This window comes from Duganella sp. CF517 (assembly GCF_900110275.1).
In the GTDB taxonomy this organism is placed as follows: domain Bacteria; phylum Pseudomonadota; class Gammaproteobacteria; order Burkholderiales; family Burkholderiaceae_D; genus Rugamonas.
The window spans coordinates 1-20611 of record NZ_FODC01000012.1 but is presented as its reverse complement, the minus strand read 5'-3'; the positions used below and the strand labels follow the sequence as shown (position 1 = coordinate 20611).

The window sequence follows — 20611 nt, the reverse complement described above, 5'->3', positions numbered from 1 at the left end:
TATGTCGTACATTTATTATATGACGTTTACGTAAACGTAAGCTTTTACGATCAGGCGGCGCGCTGCTGGCCGAATTGCGCCATCAAGCGCGCCTTCTCGGCGTGGAAGAGCGCCACCGCCTTCTCCTTCACGTGACCGTAACCGCGCACTTTTTCCGGCAACCCCGCCAGTTCGACGGCCAGCGCGTGGTTTTCCACGGTAAGCCCCCCGATCAAAGCGGTGACCATCGCGCGATATTCGACGATCAGCGCGCGCTCCATCTTGCGCTCGTCGCTGCGGCCGAAGACATCGAACGCGCCGCCGCGCAAGCCCTTGAACTTGGCCAGCAGCTTGAAGGCGCTCCACATCCACGAGCCGAATTCCGCCTTCACCAAATGGCCCTTGGCGTCCTTCTTGGCGAACAGCGGCGGCGCCAGATTGAACTTGACCGAGAAGTCGCCCTCGAACTGCTGCTTGAGCTGCTCGACGAAGCGTCCGTCCGTGTACAAACGCGCCACCTCGTATTCGTCCTTGTACGCCATCAGCTTGAAGTAGTACTTGGCCACGGCGGTCGACAGCTTGTTCCCCAGTCCCAGCGCGGTCTCCCTGGCGCGCACCTGCGACACCAGTTGCTCGTAGGTGGCGGCGTAGGCGGCGTTCTGGTAGTCGGTCAGGAACTGCACGCGCTTGGCGACGATGTTCTCCAGGCTTTGCGGCATCTGCACCACGATCGCCTGCGTCGGCGTGGCCACGCGCTCGACGCGCTTCAGGTCCACGGCCGCGCGGCGTCCCCACAGGAAGCTCTTTTTGTTGGACGCGATGCCGACGCCATTGAGTTCGATGGCGCGCAGCAGCGACGCCTCGGTCAACGGAATCCGGCCCCGCTGCCACGCGTAACCGAGCATGAACAGATTGGCGGCGATGGAGTCGCCCATCAGCGCCGTGGCCAGTTTGGTGGCGTCGATGAAATCGGCGGCGCCGGGGCCGCCGACCGATTCCTCGATCAGCGCGCGCACCTCGGCGACCGGGTACTGCCAGTCGGCGTTCTGCGCGAAGGTGCCCGGCGGCTGCTCGTGCAGGTTGATGACCGCCAGCGTGCGGCCGGGACGCATCTTCGACACCGCGTCGGCGGCGCCGGCGGTCAACATGTCGCAGCCGAGGATGACGTCGGCCTCGCCGGTGGCGATGCGCTGCGCGCGCAGGTGCGCCGGCGTCTTCGCCACTTTGACGTGCGAGGTGACGGAGCCGTTTTTCTGCGACATGCCGGTCATGTCCAGCACCGACGCGCCTTTGCCTTCCAAGTGCGCGGCCATGCCCATCAGCGCGCCGACGGTGATCACGCCGGTGCCGCCGATGCCGTTGATCAGGATGTTGTAGGGCTGCTCGCACGATGGCAGTTCGGGTTCCGGCAGCGCGCCGAAGCCGTCATCGTTATCGGACTTGCCCACCCCGGTTTTGGTTTTCTTCAGCGTTCCGCCTTCGACGGTGACGAAGCTCGGACAGAAGCCCTTCACGCACGAATAGTCCTTGTTGCACGACGATTGATCGATGGTGCGCTTGCGGCCGAACTCCGTTTCCTTCGGCAGGATCGAGGTGCAGTTCGACTGCACGCCGCAGTCGCCGCAGCCTTCGCACACGGCTTCGTTGATGACCATGCGCTTGGCCGGGTCGGGGTATTCGCCTTTCTTGCGACGGCGGCGCTTCTCGGCCGCGCAGGTCTGGTCGTAGATCAGCACCGACACGCCTTCCACTTCGCGCAGCTCGCGCTGGACGGCGTCCATGTCCTTGCGGTCGTGCAGGCTGACCAGCGACGGCAGCGCGCCGCGATCGGTGTAGCGGCCCAGGTCCTCGGTCACCAGCGCGATGCGTTTGACGCCTTCGGCCGCCATCTGCTGGGCGATCATCGGCACCGACGTGATGCCGTCGACCGGCTGGCCGCCGGTCATCGCCACGGCGTCGTTGTACAGGATCTTGTAGGTCATGTTGACCTTGGCCGCCACCGCCGCGCGGATCGCCAGATAACCGGAGTGGAAATAGGTGCCGTCGCCGAGGTTCTGGAACACGTGCGGGATTTTGGAGAAAGCCGCCTGGCCGATCCACGGCGCGCCTTCGCCGCCCATGTGCGTGGTCAGTTTGTTGAACTCGGGGTAGATCGACGTCGCCATCACGTGGCAGCCGATGCCGGCCAGCGCCAGGCTGCCCTCCGGGACCTTGGTGGAGGTATTGTGCGGGCACCCGGAGCAGTAGAACGCCGGGCGGAACGGCGTGCTGATGGCCTTCTTCAGCACCGCGTCCTTGGCGTCGAGGAAGGTCAGGCGGGCCTTGATATGGTCGCAGGTGACCGGGTCGGAGATCAGGCGCTTGACGCGCGAGGCGATCACGCGCGCCACCTGCGAGACCGAGAAGTCGGCCTTGGAGGTCAGCAGCCATTCGCCGCGCGGCGCCACCCACTCGCCTTTTTCGTCGAACTTGCCGATCACGCGCGGGCGCACGTCGTCGCGCCAGTTGTACAGCTGCTCCTTCAATTGGTACTCGACGATCTGGCGCTTTTCCTCGACCACCAGGATCTCGTCGAGGCCCTGGGCGAATTCGCGCACGCTGTCCGGCTCCAGCGGCCATGGCATCGCCACCTTGAACAGGCGCAGGCCGACATCGGCCGCCATGTTCTCGTCGATGCCCAGCTCCTCCAGCGCCTCGAGCACGTCCAGATACGATTTGCCCGACGCGATGATCCCCAGCTTGGCGTTCGGGCTGGTGATGGTGGTGTGATTGAGTTTGTTCTCGCGCGCGTACGCCAGCGCCGCGTAGATTTTATAGTCCTGCATCAGCGCTTCCTGATTGCGCGCCTGCTGGCCCAGCGGAATGCTCGACAGGCGGGCATTCAGGCCGCCCTCCGGCATGACGAAATCGAGCGGAATCTTGACATCGACGCGGAACGGATCGGCATCGACGGAGGCCGACGATTCGACCGTGTCGGCCAGCGCCTTGAACGCCACCGTGCAACCGGAAAAGCGCGACATCGCCCAGCCGTGGATGCCCAGATCGAGGTACTCCTGCACGTTACAGGGATACAGCACCGGGATCATCGACGCCGAGAACAGGTGGTCCGACTGGTGCGGCAAGGTCGACGAATAGGCGCCGTGGTCGTCGCCCGCCACCAGCAGCACGCCGCCGTGCTTCGAGGTGCCGGCGTGGTTCATGTGTTTGAAGACGTCGCCGCAGCGGTCCACGCCCGGTCCTTTGCCGTACCACATGGCGAACACGCCGTCGTATTTGGCCTCGCCGATCAAATCGACCTGCTGCGAGCCCCAGACGGCGGTCGCCGCCAAGTCCTCGTTCACCCCCGGCACGAACTGCACGTGGTGCGCTTCCAGATGCGGCTTGGCCTTCCACAGGTTCTCATCGAGGCCGCCCAGCGGCGAGCCGCGATAGCCGGAAATGAAGCCGGCCGTGTTCAAGCCGGCCGCCTGGTCGCGCACGCGCTGCATCATCGGCAGGCGCACCAGCGCCTGGATGCCGGACAGGAAGATGTCGCCGTGGGTCGCCGTGTATTTGTCGTCGAGGCTGACGGTCGTCAGTCGGGAAGGTGCTGCGGTGGCGCCATCGTCTCTTGCGGACGTTTCTGGGCCGGTTGCCGTGGTGTCGGGCATGGCGGGTCTCCGTTTTTGGTATCAGATCGCGCCCGTACCCGGTCACGCCGGGTAGGCGCGCCAGGATCGGGCCGGGGCCGCATGGTGAGCGGAATTGGACCTAGTATGGGCGTGAGTTGACGTATACGGAAATAGTGTTTGCCAATCGCCCCATAAGAAAAAATGATACCCCGGCGTGGGGCGACGGTTCAGATGATCGGGGTGGCGCCTGGCCAGGTGCCGGACTGGCACAGCTCGACGCTGACTTGCTGCACCAGCCGGCCGATGGCGCCGGCGGCGTTGGTCAGCGGGATGTTTTTCGAGGCGCACAGCACCACCGTGCGCGAGATGGTCGGCTGGCGGATCGGATGCGCGCGCATGGTGCCGCGTTGCAGTTCGTCAAGCACGGGCGCCGACGGCAGCAAAGTGGCGCCCATGTCGGCCAGGATCGCCGATTTGAGGATGGCGATCGAATTGATTTCGATGACGTTCGACAGCTTGAGCCCGGCCGCGCGCACCATGCTTTCGATGCGCGGACGCACGCCGTGCTGCGGACCCGGCAGGATCAGGGTGGTGCCCAGGGTCTGCTCCAGCGTCAGCGTCCGCTGGCCGAGGGCGTAGGCGGCGTCGGCGCGGCAGATGAAGCGCAACTCCTCCTCCACCAGCGGGGTGGTGGCGAACGGCGCCAACTGGCCGTCGTCGAACAGCACGGCCAGGTTGACCCTGCCGGATTTGAGCTGCTCGCTCAGGTTGCCGGTCAGTTCCTCGGTCAGCTGCAGCGTGATTTCGGGATAGGTGGCGCGCGCGGCCGTCAGCAGCGGCAGCGCCAGCGCGCCCGAGATGCTGTGCGGCAGCCCCAGGGTGACGCCGCCGCTGGGCCGCTCCGCTGATTGGGTGACGGCCGAGCGGGCGTCGGCCACCTGCTTGAGGATGGCTTGCGCGTGTTCGTAAAAGATCTTGCCGGCGTCGGTGCTGAGCACGCCCTGCGCCGAACGGTGCAGCAGTTGCACGCCCAGTTCCTCCTCGAGCTGGCGCAACTGCTGCGTCAGCGCCGGCTGCGCCACGTGCAACACCAGTGCCGCGCGCGACAGCGACCCGTGGTCGACGATGGCGACAAAATAACGTAGTTGGCGGAGTTCCATAGTGGTGGCGCGGCGGTCGACCCGGATTAGTCATGGACAAACACATGGTAGCACTTGCAAATATGATCCTGACAGGAAACTATTTGTTATACTGAATTCAGTCCATTCTCCTCTCCAGACTTTACGCAGGTGCATGTATGTTAAAGAAAGTCGACTCTTCCCAGCTCAAAGTGGGCATGTATATACATGACCTGAGTTGCGACTGGATGACGCACCCGTTTGTCCGCAACCGGTTTTTGCTGACCAGCGAAGATGAAATCCGCAAGATCCTCAACGCCGGCATCCATGACGTGGTCATCGACAGCGGCAGGGGCCTGGACGTGGAGGATGCGCCGTCGCTGGCCGAGGCGCAGGCGGCGACCGAGCGCGAAATCGTCGAAATCGCCGCCAAGACGCCCGTCGTCACCCGCGTGTCGCTGGGCGAGGAGATGCGGCGCGCGGTGCAGATCCGCCACCAGGCGTCGACCCTGGTGCGCACGGTGATGCAGGACGCCCGCCTTGGCAAGGCGATCGAACTGGACCAGGTCGAGCCGGTGGTGCAGAGCATCACCGAGTCCATCCTGCGCAACCCGGGCGCGCTGGTGGGCTTGCTGCGCATCAAAAACAAGGACGATTACACCTTTTTGCACTCCGTTAGCGTCTGTACGCTGCTGGTTGCGTTTTGCCGCTCGCGCAATATCGCGGCCGATATCACCCATCAAGCTGGTCTCGGCGGCTTGTTGCACGACACCGGCAAGGCGCTGGTGCCCGACGCCATCCTCAACAAGCCGGGTCCGCTGACCGACGAAGAGTTCGCCATCATCAAGCGCCACCCCAGCGACGGCTACGACATCCTGCGCAAGACGCCGGAGGTCGGCCCGATTCCGCTGGATATCACCTTGCACCACCACGAGCGGCGCGACGGCAGTGGCTATCCGGGCAAGCAAGCGAACGAGGAGATCAGCGAACTGGCCCAAATGGCGGCCATCGTCGACGTCTATGACGCCATCACGGCAGATCGTTGTTATCACAAAGGCATGTCGGCGGCGGCCGCGCTGCGCAAGATCTATGAGTGGAGCAAGTTCCACTTCAACCCGCAGTACGCGCAGGAATTCATGCGCTGCGTCGGCATTTATCCGGTTGGAACGATGGTGATGCTGGAGTCGGGCCGCCTCGGTGTGGTGATTGAGCCACACGAGACCAATTTGCTGGCGCCCAAGGTCAACGTGTTCTTCAACACCAAGCAGAATTTGTATATCAAGCCGGAAACGGTCGATCTGTCGCGCGGCCTCGGCTTCGGCGGCGGCGACAAGATCGTCGGCCACGAGTCGGCGGCCAAGTGGAATGTCGATCCGATGCGGTTTTTAACGCTGGCCTAGAAGAATTCGGCCGTGTCGTTCGACGCGGTGGTCTGCAACAGGCCGCCGCTGAGCAATTCGTCGTAGTGGCACACCAGGTTGCGGCCGTGGCTCTTGGCGTAGTACAGCGCCTGGTCGGCGTGCCCCAGGATGATCACCGGCGCCTCCAGCGCGCTGATGCTGACAAAGCCCACGCTCACCGTCACCTTGCCCACTTGCGGGAAATCATGCGACGCCACGTTCTGGCGGAAGCGTTCGATGATCTTTTTGGCATTGTCGAGCGTGGTCGAGCGCAGCAGCACGACGAATTCCTCGCCGCCGAAGCGGAACACGCGGTCTTGCGCGCGGAACGACGACGTCAGCAGGTTGGCGATCAGGATCAGCACCTCATCGCCGTATAAATGGCCGAAACGGTCGTTAACATGCTTGAAATGGTCGACGTCGACCACCGCCAGCCATTGCTTTTCCTCGTCGCCGTGTTGGCGCCGTTCCGGTTCGCCCGGCAAGGTGACCGAATCCTGCTCGATGCTGGCGGCCAGCATCTTGGAGAGCTGGTCGTCGAAGGTTTTGCGGTTGAGCAGGCCGGTGAGCGAATCGCGCTCGCTATAGTCGAGCAGGTTCTGGAAGTTGCGGTAGACGCTGACGATGCCGCCGATGATATGGATGGTGTCGCTGGTGTAGGGCGTCGGATTGACGATCTCGAGGCAGGTGTCGGCCTTGTCGCCGAGCCAGATCGGCAGCCACAACGTGTGCTCGCCGGCGTCGTTGGCGACGTCGGCGCCGGACTCGTGCTGGGCGATGCAGTGCGCCAGCGCCGGGAAGTTCTCGATCGGCTCGCCCGGGTTGTGCAGGTCGGTGTTGTCGACCATGCAGGCCGGCTCGCCGGCGACGACGATGGCGCGCGCGCGCACGAACACCTTGCCCCGCACGGTGGCCAGGGTCAGCACCCGGGCCTGGCTGGCGCGGGCAAGCTCCTGCACCGCCGAAATCACGGAGATGTCGAGCATCGTGTGATCTCGGTGGCCGGTCATGTCCACCATGTGTTTCAGTAGGGAATCCATTTTCTTCTCTGGAAAATTAACACACAACCTTGCGGTCAGCCACGCTTTGTTCACGCCTATCAAGCACGATTTCTCTGATAGTCAGGCGCACGGTAAGGAAGCAGTACGGGGCCTTTCCAAAGAACAGCTAAGCAGGATAATAGTTTTTTGCAATCAAGGCAATTCTTGTGTGTGAAAAAAAATGTCTTTGACGCCGATTGCCGCCATTCTTGCAACCATTTTCATACAGCAAGCCGAGTCCCGGGACCGCTTTCAGCGTACAAGCGGGCAACACCCCCCAGTTTGACATAGGGCAGCACCGGGGCGCGCCGCGCATCGCCTGCTTGATCAAAACGACCAAAATAGTTCCCTGCGGAAAACTTGCGTCATGTCAATTCCTATAAAGCTGCTAGCCGTATAGTAATTCCAATGGCGCGGAAACGGCGGTCTGCAGGCCGGCCGTCCGTACCAGGGTAACAGAGGTTTTTTTATTAATCGACTCAACTAGGGAGTACATCATGAACTCACTTATCGCAGCAGCAAAGGCGTTTGCGTCGGACGAAGAGGGGATCACGGCCATCGAATACGGCTTGATCGCCGCGGTGATGGCTGCCGCCGTCGCCGTGGTCTTCGGCACCCTGGCGGACGCATTGGAGGGCGGCTTCGGCAAAATCGCCTTGCTGATCAACCCTGCCTGATCAATCCAGCCACGCAAGCCACCGGGCTTTCCAGCGCAGTCCGGCTGGAAAGTCTTTTCCTTCCGAAAGTTCCCCATGTTGAACGCCATCGAAGTCATTCTGATCTGTCTGGTCGCGCAGGCGGCCGTGACCGATCTGGCCATGCGCAAGATACCCAACGTCCTCATCTTAAGCGGTTTGCTGTTGGCGATGATACTGCATCTGCTCGGCGGGCAACCGTGGGCGCCCCTGTCGCAATGGCTGGCCGGCACTCTAGCTGGCTTTTTTTTATTTCTGCCCTTGTATTTGCTGCGCGGCATGGCCGCCGGCGACGTCAAACTGATGGCCATGGTCGGCGCCTTCGTCGGCCCGTCGGCCGCGGTGCAGATCGGCTTGCTGGCCTACGTGATCGGCGGCGTGCTGGCGGTGCTGCTGCTGCTGTGCGGCGGACGACGGCGCGAAGGCTGGCGCAATGTCGTGCTCGTCTGCAAGCCGCTGCTGTGGCGCCTGCTCGGCCTGCCGCTGGCGCCGGTGCCGCTGGCCTCCATCGCCAGCGTCGGCGGGATTCCCTATGGCGTGGCCATCGCGCTGGGCACCTCCGGCGTTGTGGCATGGGCGCATCGCTGACCGGCACGCTTGGTCGCCGTTTGCTGCGCATCAATGTCCATCGGGCACCGCTCGATAAACTTGATTCCTTAGTGAAACAATTCAGTCTTGCGGAGACCTCCATGCTCAGCCTCGATCCCTCACCCTATGCATCCCCCGCGGAGACCGAGCCGGGCCACGCGCTGCCGCCCCAGCCCAAAACCTTGCGCGACACCGGGCTGCCGCAGCAACTGGTCGTCGAGCTGATCGCCAAGGCCATCTACGTCGGCGGCAGGACCCATCTGCCGGTGCTCACCACCAAGCTGCACCTGTCGATCAACGTGCTGCGCGAGGCGCTCGACTTCCTGGTCGCCGAGCACGTGGCCGAGGTGGCGTGGCGCGGCGAGTCCGACATCGACGTCCAGTACCAGCTGACGGCCGGCGGCAAGCAGCGCGCCAGCGCGTGGATGGAGCGCTGCCGCTACGTCGGCCCGGCGCCGGTCACGCTGGAGGTCTACCGCGCCATGGTCGAACGCCAGGCCAGCCTGGCGCCGCAGCTGTGCGCGGACGATCTGGCGGCCGAATTCTCCGACGATCTTCTGCCGCCGTCGGTGCAGCAGATGCTCGGCGCGGCGATGTACTCGGGCCGCACGATGCTGCTCTATGGTCCGTCGGGCGGCGGCAAAACGACCCTGGCGCGGCGCCTCGGCGCCATGCAGCAGGGACTGGTGGCGGTGCCGCACGCGTTGATGGTGGGGCAGGACATCATCCAGGTCTACGATCCGGCGCTGCACCGCGCGCCGTTGCCGCGCCAGGTGCGCCAGGCGCCCGAGCGGCGCAGCGGCGATCCGCGCTGGGTACTGTGCCAGCGGCCCGTGGTGGCGCTCGACGGCGACTTGAGCGAGGACATGCTCGACCCGCAGCCGGATGTGCCCAACGGCTGCTACCGCGCGCCGCCCCAGCTGATGGCCAACAACGGCCTGCTGATCGTCGACGACCTGGGTCGCCAGCGCATGGCGTCGACCGATGTGTTCAACCGCTTCTCGCAGGCGCAGGAGCTGCAGCGCAGCCAGTTGTCGCTGGCGGGCGGCTACCATTTCAGCGCGCCGTGCCGGATGCGGCTGCTGTTCGCCACCAGCCAGGCGCCGGAGGCGCTGCTCGACACCTCGGCGCTGCGCCGCGTCGGCTACAAGATCGCGGTCGGCGCGCTGAGCGCGGCCAACTACCGCGCGCTGTTCCGCCAGGGCTGCCTGAGCGCCGGCGTGGCCTACGACGAGCCCGCGCTGCGTTACCTGATCGACGAATTGCACGCGGGCGGCGGCTTGCCGTTGCTGGCCAGCGGCCCGCAGGAGATCATCGGCCGCATCGTCGATTTCGCCGGCTTCAACGGCGAATCGCCGCGCCTGACCGTCGCCACCATCGACCAGGCCTGGAGCAGCATGTTCGCCGGCGGCGCGCGGCCGGCCAGCATCGGCGGCGACGCCATCGACCAACTGGCCCAGCACATCCTATGAAAAACCGACGCGCACTGTGGATGATGGCGCTGGCCGTCCTATTCGGGCTGGGGGCGGTGCTGATGGCGTCGCGCTGGCTGCTGCGGCAGACGCCGACGACGGCCAACCGCATCGTGGTGGCCGCCGCCGATGTCAACCTCGGTCAGCGGCTGACGCCGCAGATGATGAAATCGCTGGACTGGCCGGCCGACAGCCTGCCGCGCGGCGCGCTGCTCGACCCGTCCAAGCTGGTGGGGCGGGTGCTCAAGACCAGCGTGCTGCGCGACGAGCCGTTGAGCGAAGCGAAGCTGGCGCCCGCCGGCACGGTGGGCGGGCTGTCGGCGCTGATCACCGAAGGCAAGCGGGCCATCACGGTGCGCGTCAACGACGTGGTGGGCGTGGCCGGCTTCGCGCTGCCGGGTAATTTCGTCGACATCCTGGTCAACACGCAGTCGGCGGGCGGCGGCCACGAGAACGCCATCTCCAAGATTGTGCTGGAACGCATACTGGTGCTGGCCGTCGCCCAGGAGGTCGGTCGCGACGAGACCAAGCCGCGCGTGGTCAACGCCGTCACCCTGGAAGTGACGCCGTCGCAGGCCGAGAACCTGGATCTGGCGCGCAGCGTCGGCACCTTGTCGCTGGTGCTGCGCAACCAGGTCGATCCGCGTCCCGGCGTCACCGACGGCGCCACCAAGTCCTCGCTGCTCGGCGTCGTCGCCAAGCCTGCCGAGCCGGCGCCCGTTGCCGAACCGGTGGTGGCGGCCAAGCCCCGCCCCCAGGTGGCGGCCGCTCCACGCGCGCGCGCTTGCACCGGCGTCATCGCCGGCGTGCAGCGCACGCAGGAATGTCTGTGAGGACGCCATGAACCATCCACTTCGCCTATCGATGCTGTTCGTACTCGCGGCGGCAGCGCTGCCTCTGCGGGCCGTCACGCCGGCCGCCGTGGGCGCGCCGGCGCCGGCGCCGGCCTTCCCGTCCGCGCCCCCGTCCGCGCCGGCCGCCGCGCCCGCGCCGAAAGCCGCCGCCGCGACCGTCGCCAGGCCGGTCCCCGCCGCCCCGGACGAAGGCAAGGGCTTGCGGTGCGGCGGCCAGGCCGCCGCGCCGGGCGGCATGACACTGCAGTTGGGGAAGTCGACGTTGATGCGCATGCCCGAAGCGGTGCAGGCGCGCAGCGTCGGCAATCCGGCCGTGCTGCAAACCATGCTGGTGGCGCCCGACACCTTGTATGTGGTCGGCGTCGACATCGGCACCAGCAATATGATCGTGCAGGGCCGCAGCGGCATGTGCAACGTGGTCGAAGTGGTGGTCGGCATCGATCCGTCGGCGCTGCAGGCGTCGATCGCCGCGCTGATGCCGGAGCAGAAAAACATCCACATCAGCGCCGCCGGCGACACGCTCGTCATCAGCGGCATGGTCGACGACGCGCAGACCGCGGCGCGCGTGCTCGATCTGGCCGCCGCGTTCGTGCGCCGGCCGGCGCAGCCCTTGCATGGCGCCGGCGAAAAGGGCGCGCCGGCGGCGCCCGCCGAGGCCAAAGGCGCCGGTGCCGCCGGCAGCACGCGCATCGTCAACTTCCTCAACATCAGCGCGCCGCAGCAGGTCATGCTGGAGGTGAAGATCGCCGAGGTGTCCAAGACGCTGCTCGACAAGCTGGAGGCGGGGCTGCTGGTGAGCGTGGGCGGCGGCGGCTGGGCCACCACCCTGGCGTCGAACTTCGTCAGCGGCACGCTTAAAGGGATGCTGGGCATGGGCCGTCCGGACGGCAACCGCGTAAGCGTCGAAGCGGACCGCAAGGAAGGCATGGTGCGCATCCTGGCCGAACCGACGGTGATGGCGATCAGCGGCCAGGAAGGCAGTTTCCTGGCCGGCGGCAGGATCTTCGTCCCGGTCGCGCAGGACAACAACAAGGTGACACTCGAGGAGAAGGAGTTCGGCGTCGGTCTGCGCTTCACGCCGACGGTGCTGGCCGGCGGCCGTATCAACCTGCGGGTGGCGCCGGAAGTGTCGGAGATTTCGCGCGAGGGCGTCGGCGTGGCGGCGATCGGCTTCGCCGGCACCGCCGTCCTGCCGTTGATCACGACGCGGCGCGCCTCCACCACGGTGGAACTGTTCGACGGCCAGAGCTTCGCCATCGGTGGCCTGATCAAGAACAACCGCACCACCAACATCCACGGGCTGCCGATACTGGGCGAAATACCGGTGCTCGGCGCGCTGTTCCGCAGCACCGACTTCCAGCAGGACCGCACCGAGTTGCTGTTCGTGGTGACCCCGCACCTGGTCAAGCCGCTGCCGCCCGACTACAAGCTGCCGACCGACGGCGCCACCGCGCCAAGCCGCGCGGCGCTGTTCCTCGGCGGGAAAATGGAAGGCGCGCCGCCCGCGCCCGCGCCGGCGGCCTTGCCGGCGCCACGTACCGAAAAACCTTAATCACCCCTGGGACCGACTATGCGAATCTTAATCAGCATGCTGGCGGTATGCGCGTTGGCCGCCTGCGTCAACACGCCGCTCGGCAAGAGCACGCCGCAATGGGACCGGCAGTTCGGCGGCGCCACCCGCACCGCGCTGGCGCAGCAGATCATCGATCCGGCGCCGCGCCGCGGCGACGGTGCGGTGGCCGGCATGGACGGCAAGGCCGCGCAGGGCGCCTACGAACGGTATCAACGCACCTTCAGCGGGACGGCACCGCCGGCGCCGACGTTCATGATCAGCAGCGACTCCAAGTAAGGACCCACCATGAAAGCATTGATGATCAGCAGGGACAGCCTGCTACACGCGGAAATCGCCGCACAAGGGTCGGCGCGCATGCCGGCGGTGCAGCTGGTGGCGTCGCGCAACGGCCTGCGCGACGCCGTCGAGCGGCAGCTGCCGGAGTCGCCGGAGCTGGTGATCTTCGACGCCAGCGACGTCGAACCCGGCGAGGCCGACCTGGTCGAACGCCTCGGCAAGACCTATCCGTCGGCGTCGTTCATGCTGCTCACGCGCGAGCCGCAGCAGGATTTGCTGATCCGCGCGATGCGGGCCGGCATGCGCGAGGTGCTGCAGCTGCCGCTGGTGCACAAGGCCTTCCACGAGTCGATGGACCGGATCGAGGTGGCGGCCGGCGTCAGCCAGATGCGCGACGGCAAGGTGCTCGCCTTCATCTCGTGCAAGGGCGGCAGCGGCGCCACGTTCTTGTCGACCAATTTCGGCTATGCGCTGGCCGCGCTGGCCGACAAGAAGGTGCTGCTGATCGACCTGCACGGCCAGTTCGGCGACGCCACGCTGTACGTGTCGGACCAGAAGCCGGCGATGACCCTGTCCGACATCTGCGGCCAGATCAGCCGGATGGACGGCTCCTTCCTCGACTCCTGCCTGGTGCACGTGGCGTCGAATTTCGGCGTGCTGGCGGCGGCCGACGATCCCAACCACCTGGTCGACATGAAGCCGGAGCACATGGACGCCATCCTGCGCGTGGCGCGCCAGCACTACGACTACATCGTGCTCGATGTCGGGCGCCAGATCGACGCCATCTCGCTGCGCGCGCTCGACCAGGCGGACGCCATCTACCCGGTGCTGCAACTGGCGCTGCCGGATATCCGCGACGGCCGCCGCCTGCTCGACATCTTCCGTTCGCTGGGCTATCCGAGCGAGCGCACCCGCCTGATCGTCAACCGCTACGAAAAGGGCGGCAAGCTGCGGCTGATGGACCTGGAGCAGGCATTGGGCGCGGAAGTGATGCACACGGTGCCCAACGATTACATGTCGGCCACGGACTCGGTCAACCAGGGCATCCCGGTGCTGCAGCTGTCGCGCAGCAGCGCGGTGGCGCGCAGCCTGGCCGACCTGGTGGAGCTGGTGACGGCGCGCCGCGTTTCGGAAAGCAAGGGCCTGTTCGACCGCCTGTTCGGGCGCACCGACAACGATTGATTTGCTGGAGCAGAAAATGAGCTTACGCGAGCGTTTGGCCAGCGGCGAGGACGGGCGGCAGGGCAACAGCGGTCCGCCCGGGCTGGCCGCCGCGGCCTACCAGGAACTGAAGAAGAGCATGCACCAGACGATCATGGACCGGATCGACCTGGAACGCCTGCAGCGGCTCACGCCGGAGCAGTTCAAGCACGAGCTGGCGCTGCTGGTCCAGCGCATCATCGAGGAGGAGCGCATCGTGCTGAACCAGCACGAGCGCCACAACCTGGTGCTCGACATCCAGCACGAGATGCTCGGCTTCGGCCCGCTGGAGCCGCTGCTGGCCGATCCCGGCGTGTCGGACATCCTGGTCAACACCCACGCCAAGGTGTATGTCGAGCGCGCCGGCCGCCTGGAGCTGACCGGCGTCACCTTCAACGATAACGCCCACCTGATGAAGATCATCGAGAAGATCGTCTCGCGCGTGGGGCGGCGGGTGGACGAATCGAGCCCGATGGTCGACGCCCGCCTGCCGGACGGCTCGCGCGTGAACGCCATCATTCCGCCGCTGGCGATCGATGGCCCGATCCTGTCGATCCGGCGCTTTTCCGTCAACCCGCTGACGATCGAGAACCTGCTCGACAACCGCAGCCTGACGCCGCCCATGGTGCAGGTGCTCAAGGCGCTGGGCCACGCCAAGATCAACATCCTGATCTCCGGCGGCACCGGCAGCGGCAAGACCACGATGCTCAACGTGCTGTCCGGGTTCATTCCGGCGTCCGAGCGCATCGTCACCATCGAGGACGCGGCCGAGCTGCAGATGCGCCAGCCGCACGTGGTCCGGCTCGAGACGCGCCCGCCCAACATCGAGGGCAAGGGCGAGGTCAATCAGCGCTCGCTGGTGCGCAACGCGCTGCGGATGCGGCCCGACCGCATCATCCTCGGCGAGGTGCGCGGCGCCGAGGCGCTCGACATGCTGCAGGCGATGAACACCGGCCACGAAGGCTCGCTGGCAACGGTCCACTCGAACACCCCGCGCGATGCGCTGGCGCGGCTGGAGAACATGGTCAGCATGGCCGGCGTGAACCTGACCTCGCGCGCCACGCGCCAGCAGATCTGCGCCGCCGTGACGGTGGTGATGCAGGTCTCGCGCCTGACCGACGGCACGCGCAAGCTGGTCAGCCTGCAGGAGGTGACCGGGATGGAAGGGGAGGTGATCGCCATGCACGAGATTTTCCGCTACGAGCAAAAGGGCGTGGACGCCAACGGCAAGGTGCAAGGCATGTTTTCCGCCACCGGCGTGCGGCCGCGCTTCGCCGAGCGCCTGCGCATGTTCGGCGTACCGGTGCCCGATTCGGTCTTCGATCCCGACCGGATCTACGAGTAGGCGCCATGGACGCCGTCTTCTCCTCCTTTGCGGTGCTGCTGTTCGCGGCCGTGATCCTGATGATCGAGGGCGCGTGGCTGTGGTGGTCCGGCGCCCATGGCCGCGGCGCGCGGCGCATCGCCAAGCGCCTGCGCCTGATGGCCGAGCGCGGCGAGGGCGGCATCGAACGTGTCGATATCCTCAAAGGGCGCACCTACAGCAGCCTGCCGGCGCTGGAACGGCAACTGCGGCGCATCTCGCGCCTGGGTGCGCTCGACAATCTGCTGCTGCAGGCGGGCGTGCGCTGGTCGGTGGCGCAGTTCCTCGGGTGCTCGGCGGCGATGCTGGCGCTCGGCGTGGTCGGCGCGCGCATGCTGGATATGCCGACGCTGGCGGCATGCGCCATGGTGGCGCTGGCGCTGGCCACGCCGGGGATACTGTTGATGCGCACGCGGCGCGCGCGCCTGACCAAGCTGGAGGAGCAATTGCCGGAGGCGGCCGATTTCCTCGGCCGGGCGCTGCGCGCCGGCCACTCCTTCGCCAACGTGATGCAGATGGTCGGCGAAGAAATGCCCGAGCCGATCGCCGGCGAATTCAAATTCGCCTACGAGGAGATCAACTACGGCGTGCCGATGAACGAGGCGTTGCACAACCTTGCGGTGCGGGTGCCGTTGACGGACCTGCGCTATCTGGTCATCGCGGTGCTGATACAGCGCGAGTCCGGCGGCAACCTGGCCGAGGTGCTGGGCAATATCAGCCGGCTGATACGGGCCCGCCTCAAGTTGCTGGGGCAGGTGCGGGTGATGTCCGCCGAAGGCCGGATGTCGGCCTGGATACTGGGGTTGCTGCCGCTGGCGGTGATGCTGCTGATGACCGTCACCAGCCGCGATTACATCCAGGTCCTGTGGACCGATCCGATCGGCGTGCGGCTGATGTGGTACTCGAGCGCGGTCGCCGCGGGCGGTGTCTTGTGGATGCGGAAAATGATACGCATCAGGATATAAAAGGAGCGCGACATGGATGGACAGCAGATCATCTTCCTGGCGATAGTGTTCATCGTCGTCGCTGGCATCGTGATGCTGGCGCTGAGGACTTTTTCGCCGGTGCAGGTGCGCGAGCGGCTGAACGACGTGGTGGAGCCGGAGCAGGCGGCGCCGGAGGCCGCCGGCGGCTGGGCAGAGAAGATCGCGCATGCGGCGCAACCGTTTTCGCGCCTGTCGTTGCCGGAGGACGGGTGGGAGCGCTCGCCATTGCGCACCCGCTTCATGAACGCCGGCTGGCGCAACGCGGCGGCGCCGTCGTTGTACTTCGCCGCCAAGACCGTCCTGGCGCTGGGATTGCCGGGCGTGACGGCGCTGCTGGTCATCACCGCATCGCACGGCGGCCCGCCAAAAGGCTTCCTGTACCTGCTGCTGCTCATGGCGGGCATCGGCTATTACCTGCCCAACGTGGTCTTGACGCGCAAGGCGACCGACCGTTGCCGGGAGATCTTCGAGACCTTTCCCGACGCGCTGGACCTGCTGACCGTGTGCGTGGAGGCCGGACTGAGTCTGGAGCGCGCGCTGGCCAAGGTGGCCGGCGAGATCCATATCAAGAGCATGGCGCTGGCGCAGGAGCTGCAACTGGTGTTGATGGAGATGCGGGCCGGCTTCAGCAAGGAGCGCGCCTTGCGCAACCTGGCCTTGCGCAGCGGCGTCGAAGATGTCGATACGCTGGTGGCGATGCTGATCCAGTCCGAGCGTTTCGGCACCAGCATGGGCGATTCGCTGCGCGTGCATTCGGATAATTTGCGCAGCAAGCGTAGCGTGCAGGCCGAGGAAGCGGCCGCGAAGATCGGCCTGAAGCTGTTGTTCCCGCTGATCTTTTGCATCTTCCCGACGTTGATGCTGGTGCTGGTCGGGCCGGCCGGGATACAGATATACCGTTCGGTATTGCCAACCCTTGGAAACCATTAGGAGTCCGACATGAAGAAAACACTGTTGGCGACAGCCGCCGGCCTGGCGCTGATCGCATGCGGCGGCATGCAGAAGCAGGCGCCGTCGATCGAGCCGCCAGCGGCCGTGGCGCCGGGCGGCCAGGTCGTCACGGCGCTGGAGCGGGCCTGCCTGTCCGACCCGATGGACGCGGCCAGGTGGGAGGCGCTGGCGGCGGCGCTGGAGTCGGACGGCCAGCGCGAGCGGGCACGCACGATGTATGGGCAGGCGGCCACCTTGCGCGCGCACGATGTGCGGCGCGACTACGCGCTGCTGCAGGAGAAAGCCGCCGCGCCGCGCGACGCCGCGCCGGAGCCGTCGGCGTCGATGCCGCGCACCGAGGTGCGCCGGCTGGGCGGCGCGCTGGTCGAGGTGCTGCGCATCGTGCCGGTGGCGGCGACAGCCATGGCGATGCCGGCGCCGATGCCGGCGCGGATGCCGATGCCGGGCGCGCCGGCAAGTCCCGCGGCGGCCTTGCCGGTGCGTCTGGAAATCAGCAACGGCAACGGCATCAATGGCGCCGCCGCGCGGCTGGCGCGCTCGTTGAGCGTGGAGGGATTGAAGACCGTGCGGCTGACGAACGTGAAGAACTTCGGCGTGCCGGTCAGCCGTATCGAATACCAGATGGAGCAGCAAGCGATGGCGGAATCGCTGTCGGAGCGTTTGGGCCTGCCGCTGACGGCGAAAAACGAAAAGTCGTCGCGCGCCGACATGCGCATCGTCCTTGGGCACGACGCCGCCGTGGGCGGCCGCTTCAAATAAAAAAACCGTCCGGGTGGAGATCATCCTCCCGGACGGAAAAAAACACACCCATGTGTTTCCTGTTGCTGCCGGCGCTATACCAGCGCCCGGCGCGTTCCTTACTGCCAGCTCACGCTGCCCAAACCGTTGGCGACGGACTTGCGATTGGTCGGGTTGCCGTACACGGTGGCCGAACCGAGACCGCTCAGGGTGAGCTTGGCGGTGTTCCGCGCGTACACCGACGCGCTGCCAAGGCCGGACATGTTGACGTCGACCGTTTCGGCGCGCAGCTGCTGCGCATCGAGGCTGCCGACGCCACCGAGGCTGGCGTTCAATTGCTTGGTCTGGCCGATCATCTCTATGCGGCCAGCACCGTTAAGATGCAGTTCGACGTTGTCGCTGTTGCCGGTGTTGACGGTCATGCCGCCTACCCCGCCCAGCTTGACGTCGACATTGCGGTATTGGGCGTTGACCTTCACCGAGCCGGCGCCTTCCAGCGCCAGGCGCAGGTTGTCGCCGCTGAATCCCGTCACTTCGGTGGCGCCCACGCCGCCCGATGCCAGCGCGCGCAGGTTCGGCAAGGTCAACTCGGCGCGCAAATCCTTTTTGCCGCCGATGTTGATGGTGTTGGTCTTGGCGGTGCCAATGCGCAGGGTGTCGCCGCTCTGCTGCACCGTCACCTTCTTCAGCGCGTCCGGTTCGCCGTACAAGGTCAGCGAAGCGACCGCGCCCTGTTTGATTTTCAGGCTGATGACGCCATCGAGATCGACGTTGACGGCGCGCGCATCGACACTGCGGCTCTCGCTGACGACGTCCGCGGCCAGCGCGGCGCCGGCGCCGCTGCACAACGCCGTGGCCAGCATCGCGGCCTTCAGGTATTTTTTCATGATGCGCTCCATCTTCGTCGGTGGGGATTACAGTGGAATCACAGCGCGGCTTTTTCGGCGGCCGTCAGGCGCTTGGCGGTGACCGTCACCACCTGCATGGCGCCGGTGCCGGCCTTGGCGACGACTGCCGCCGCCGGCGCGGTGGCCGGTGCGACTGCGCGGGTTGCCGGCACGGCGGCGGTGGCGAAGCTGGTGGCGCAGGCGACCATGATGGTGGCGACGAAGATGGCTTCCATGTTTTTTGCGATGTTCATTTTGAGCTCCTTGGGTTGATTAGTTCGTTGCGTTGAGTGAACTATAGACAAGGGCTACCTGTACATCCACCGGGATGTGACGAACTGCAAAAAGGAGGGGCCAGACTGCGTTTTGACGGGGTCTACGCGCGGCTGGGCGGGCGGCCTAGCGGTTGTTGAGCCCGGCGCCGCACAGCGCGTCCTGGTGGCTGGCGTACAGCTGCGTCAGCCAGGCGGAGACGGCCTTGAAGCGGGCGATCGATCCGGCGTCGCGATGGCTCAGCAGCCAGATGTCGCGCTGCACCTCGACGCCGGCGCCGATGCGGCGCAAGCCTTCCGGCTCGCCCATGATGCACGGCAGCAGCGCCATGCCGACGCCGGCGCGGCAGGCGCGCACCATCGTGCTCAGGCTGTTGACCTTGAGCACGCGGCGCGGCTGCGGCTCCATCGCCGCCAGCCATTGCATTTCGCCGGTGCCGGCCAGCGCGTCGTCGTAGGCGATCCACGGCTGCGTGCCCCAGCAGGCGCGCGGCGTGTCGGCGTAGCGCGGGTGGCCGTAGACGGCGAAGCCGAGGTCGCCCAGCTTGCGCATCACCAGCGCCGCGTCCTCGCCCGGCTTGCCCATGCGCAGGGCGAAGTCGGCCTCGCGCCGCGTGAACGACAGGTTCTGGTTTTCCGCCTGCAAGGTCAGTTGCAGGTGCGGATGCTGCGCGTGCAAGTCGGGCACGTGGTCCAGCAGCCAGTAGTCGAACAGGAAATCGATCGAGGTGATGTTGACCGGGCCGGCGGTGGCGTCCGCCTCCTGCGACGACGCTTGCAGCATGCTCTGGACACTGCCATAGACGGTCTCGCCGTGGGCGACGAAGACGCGGCCGGCGTCGGTCAGCTGGTAGCCGGTGTTGTCGCGGATGAACAGGCGCAGTTTCAGGGACTTCTCGGCGGCGGCGATGCGGCGGCTGATGGTCGACGCGTCCACGCCCAGCTGGCGGCCGGTGGCGCTCATGCTGCCGCTGCGGGCCAGCGCCAGGATCAGCGGGATATCGTTCCAGTCGAAGTCGTTACTGCTTGGCATCTGTGTCGGCGTAGGGGTGGGGTGGGAGCTGTGCATTTCTGCAAAGCCGGCTTGCATCGCTGTCTGTTCCACAAACGCGGTGGCGGGCATAAGATTCATCCCATCGCAAGGCCAAACTTGCAAAGAATCGTAGCACAAACAGCTATATCCAAACATCAACTAAAAGGAAGAACATCATGAACAACGCCGCTGACACCACCACTGTGAACCTTTCCCGCCGCACCGCTCTGTTCAGCAGCGCCGGCGCCGCTGCCGCCGCCGTCGCCGCCGTCGCCGTGCCACTGGCAACGATGAGCGCCGCCGCCGAAGCGGCCCCGGTCGCCAAAGGCGGTCCGGTGGCCCACTCGGTGAGCACCATCACCACCCGCGACGGCGTGGAGATCTATTACAAGGATTGGGGTCCGCGCACCGGCCAACCGGTCGTGCTCAGCCACGGCTGGCCGCTGAACGCCGACAGCTGGGAATCGGCGGCCTTCCACTTGGCCAACAACGGCTTCCGCGTCATCACCCACGACCGCCGCGGCCACGGCCGCTCGAGCCAGCCCTGGGACGGCAACGACATGGACCACTACGCC

19 protein-coding genes are annotated in these 20611 nt (G+C 66.1%); 13 read left to right on the top strand and 6 right to left on the bottom strand.

Features of this window, described 5'->3' with window-relative positions; all coding sequences use genetic code 11:
• Nucleotides 1–50: 50 nt before the first annotated feature.
• Entirely contained in the window at nt 51–3629 is a 3579-nt protein-coding gene (locus BMX85_RS28970) for an indolepyruvate ferredoxin oxidoreductase family protein (RefSeq protein WP_090327897.1), read from the bottom strand.
• A gap of 188 nt (nt 3630–3817) precedes the next feature.
• Complete coding sequence (locus BMX85_RS28965) at nt 3818–4750, bottom strand: LysR substrate-binding domain-containing protein (RefSeq protein WP_090327894.1); 933 nt, start codon at nt 4748–4750, stop codon at nt 3818–3820.
• 137 nt (nt 4751–4887) lie between these two features.
• On the opposite strand from BMX85_RS28965, the gene BMX85_RS28960 reads away from it, so the two are divergent.
• Nucleotides 4888–6108, top strand: a complete 1221-nt coding sequence (locus BMX85_RS28960) for an HD-GYP domain-containing protein (RefSeq protein ID WP_090327890.1) — start codon at nt 4888–4890, stop codon at nt 6106–6108.
• On the opposite strand, the gene BMX85_RS28955 is transcribed toward BMX85_RS28960, so the two are convergent.
• The gene (locus BMX85_RS28955; protein ID WP_090327886.1) at nt 6105–7148 is read right to left on the bottom strand and encodes a GGDEF domain-containing protein; all 1044 of its coding nucleotides are present in this window, start codon (nt 7146–7148) and stop codon (nt 6105–6107) included. The two genes, BMX85_RS28960 and BMX85_RS28955, sit on opposite strands and share 4 nt — an antisense overlap.
• A gap of 497 nt (nt 7149–7645) precedes the next feature.
• Between BMX85_RS28955 and BMX85_RS28950 the strand changes: the two genes are divergently transcribed.
• From BMX85_RS28950 to BMX85_RS28900, 11 genes are all read left to right on the top strand, one after another.
• Nucleotides 7646–7825 (top strand): Flp family type IVb pilin, encoded by a 180-nt coding sequence (locus BMX85_RS28950; protein ID WP_090327882.1) that lies wholly within the window; start codon nt 7646–7648, stop codon nt 7823–7825.
• 75 nt (nt 7826–7900) lie between these two features.
• Nucleotides 7901–8431 (top strand): prepilin peptidase, encoded by a 531-nt coding sequence (locus tag BMX85_RS28945; protein ID WP_090327878.1) that lies wholly within the window; start codon nt 7901–7903, stop codon nt 8429–8431.
• A gap of 101 nt (nt 8432–8532) precedes the next feature.
• Entirely contained in the window at nt 8533–9903 is a 1371-nt protein-coding gene (locus tag BMX85_RS28940) for a P-loop NTPase family protein (protein WP_090327874.1), read from the top strand.
• A complete protein-coding gene (gene cpaB, locus BMX85_RS28935) occupies nt 9900–10736 on the top strand; it encodes a Flp pilus assembly protein CpaB (protein ID WP_090327869.1) in 837 nt (278 codons plus the stop codon). The genes BMX85_RS28940 and cpaB overlap by 4 nt, the downstream gene beginning before the upstream one ends.
• Before the next feature lie 7 nt (nt 10737–10743).
• Nucleotides 10744–12309 carry a type II and III secretion system protein family protein gene (locus tag BMX85_RS28930; RefSeq protein WP_229210723.1) on the top strand — a complete coding sequence of 522 codons (1566 nt, stop codon included), beginning with the start codon at nt 10744–10746 and terminating at the stop codon, nt 12307–12309.
• 18 nt (nt 12310–12327) lie between these two features.
• Complete coding sequence (locus BMX85_RS28925; protein WP_090327861.1) at nt 12328–12606, top strand: hypothetical protein; 279 nt, start codon at nt 12328–12330, stop codon at nt 12604–12606.
• 9 nt (nt 12607–12615) lie between these two features.
• Nucleotides 12616–13788, top strand: a complete 1173-nt coding sequence (locus tag BMX85_RS28920) for a CpaE/TadZ family protein (protein ID WP_090327857.1) — start codon at nt 12616–12618, stop codon at nt 13786–13788.
• A gap of 16 nt (nt 13789–13804) precedes the next feature.
• Nucleotides 13805–15151 (top strand): TadA family conjugal transfer-associated ATPase, encoded by a 1347-nt coding sequence (locus BMX85_RS28915; protein WP_090328022.1) that lies wholly within the window; start codon nt 13805–13807, stop codon nt 15149–15151.
• A 5-nt stretch (nt 15152–15156) separates the two neighbouring features.
• Complete coding sequence (locus tag BMX85_RS28910) at nt 15157–16134, top strand: type II secretion system F family protein (RefSeq protein ID WP_090327853.1); 978 nt, start codon at nt 15157–15159, stop codon at nt 16132–16134.
• Nucleotides 16135–16146: 12 nt separating this feature from the next.
• Nucleotides 16147–17085 carry a type II secretion system F family protein gene (locus BMX85_RS28905; protein ID WP_090327848.1) on the top strand — a complete coding sequence of 313 codons (939 nt, stop codon included), beginning with the start codon at nt 16147–16149 and terminating at the stop codon, nt 17083–17085.
• A gap of 9 nt (nt 17086–17094) precedes the next feature.
• The gene (locus BMX85_RS28900) at nt 17095–17865 is read left to right on the top strand and encodes a LytR C-terminal domain-containing protein (RefSeq protein WP_090327845.1); all 771 of its coding nucleotides are present in this window, start codon (nt 17095–17097) and stop codon (nt 17863–17865) included.
• Nucleotides 17866–17963: 98 nt separating this feature from the next.
• Here BMX85_RS28900 and BMX85_RS28895 read toward each other — a convergent pair whose 3' ends face one another.
• The 3 genes from BMX85_RS28895 to BMX85_RS28885 form a co-directional block, all read right to left on the bottom strand.
• Complete coding sequence (locus BMX85_RS28895; protein ID WP_090328019.1) at nt 17964–18731, bottom strand: head GIN domain-containing protein; 768 nt, start codon at nt 18729–18731, stop codon at nt 17964–17966.
• A gap of 38 nt (nt 18732–18769) precedes the next feature.
• Nucleotides 18770–18985 (bottom strand): hypothetical protein, encoded by a 216-nt coding sequence (locus BMX85_RS28890; protein WP_090327840.1) that lies wholly within the window; start codon nt 18983–18985, stop codon nt 18770–18772.
• A gap of 145 nt (nt 18986–19130) precedes the next feature.
• The gene (locus BMX85_RS28885; RefSeq protein WP_090327835.1) at nt 19131–20036 is read right to left on the bottom strand and encodes a LysR family transcriptional regulator; all 906 of its coding nucleotides are present in this window, start codon (nt 20034–20036) and stop codon (nt 19131–19133) included.
• 176 nt (nt 20037–20212) lie between these two features.
• Between BMX85_RS28885 and BMX85_RS28880 the strand changes: the two genes are divergently transcribed.
• Nucleotides 20213–20611, top strand: a 399-nt coding sequence (locus BMX85_RS28880) for an alpha/beta fold hydrolase (protein ID WP_143068094.1), incomplete at its 3' end; no start/stop codon positions are given.

Bases quoted from the DNA above. Each gene is read 5' to 3' on its own strand.
- BMX85_RS28885 (WP_090327835.1), bottom strand. From the start codon at position 20,036: ATGCCAAGCAGTAACGACTTCGACTGGAACGATATCCCGCTGATCCTG.
- cpaB (WP_090327869.1), top strand. From the start codon at position 9,900: ATGAAAAACCGACGCGCACTGTGGATGATGGCGCTGGCCGTCCTATTC.
- BMX85_RS28910 (WP_090327853.1), top strand. From the start codon at position 15,157: ATGGACGCCGTCTTCTCCTCCTTTGCGGTGCTGCTGTTCGCGGCCGTG.
- BMX85_RS28905 (WP_090327848.1), top strand. From the start codon at position 16,147: ATGGATGGACAGCAGATCATCTTCCTGGCGATAGTGTTCATCGTCGTC.
- BMX85_RS28955 (WP_090327886.1), bottom strand. From the start codon at position 7,148: ATGGATTCCCTACTGAAACACATGGTGGACATGACCGGCCACCGAGAT.
- BMX85_RS28950 (WP_090327882.1), top strand. From the start codon at position 7,646: ATGAACTCACTTATCGCAGCAGCAAAGGCGTTTGCGTCGGACGAAGAG.
- BMX85_RS28890 (WP_090327840.1), bottom strand. From the start codon at position 18,985: ATGAACATCGCAAAAAACATGGAAGCCATCTTCGTCGCCACCATCATG.
- BMX85_RS28915 (WP_090328022.1), top strand. From the start codon at position 13,805: ATGAGCTTACGCGAGCGTTTGGCCAGCGGCGAGGACGGGCGGCAGGGC.
- BMX85_RS28920 (WP_090327857.1), top strand. From the start codon at position 12,616: ATGAAAGCATTGATGATCAGCAGGGACAGCCTGCTACACGCGGAAATC.
- BMX85_RS28965 (WP_090327894.1), bottom strand. From the start codon at position 4,750: ATGGAACTCCGCCAACTACGTTATTTTGTCGCCATCGTCGACCACGGG.
- BMX85_RS28960 (WP_090327890.1), top strand. From the start codon at position 4,888: ATGTTAAAGAAAGTCGACTCTTCCCAGCTCAAAGTGGGCATGTATATA.
- BMX85_RS28895 (WP_090328019.1), bottom strand. From the start codon at position 18,731: ATGAAAAAATACCTGAAGGCCGCGATGCTGGCCACGGCGTTGTGCAGC.
- BMX85_RS28940 (WP_090327874.1), top strand. From the start codon at position 8,533: ATGCTCAGCCTCGATCCCTCACCCTATGCATCCCCCGCGGAGACCGAG.
- BMX85_RS28945 (WP_090327878.1), top strand. From the start codon at position 7,901: ATGTTGAACGCCATCGAAGTCATTCTGATCTGTCTGGTCGCGCAGGCG.
- BMX85_RS28925 (WP_090327861.1), top strand. From the start codon at position 12,328: ATGCGAATCTTAATCAGCATGCTGGCGGTATGCGCGTTGGCCGCCTGC.
- BMX85_RS28930 (WP_229210723.1), top strand. From the start codon at position 10,744: ATGAACCATCCACTTCGCCTATCGATGCTGTTCGTACTCGCGGCGGCA.
- BMX85_RS28900 (WP_090327845.1), top strand. From the start codon at position 17,095: ATGAAGAAAACACTGTTGGCGACAGCCGCCGGCCTGGCGCTGATCGCA.
- BMX85_RS28970 (WP_090327897.1), bottom strand. From the start codon at position 3,629: ATGCCCGACACCACGGCAACCGGCCCAGAAACGTCCGCAAGAGACGAT.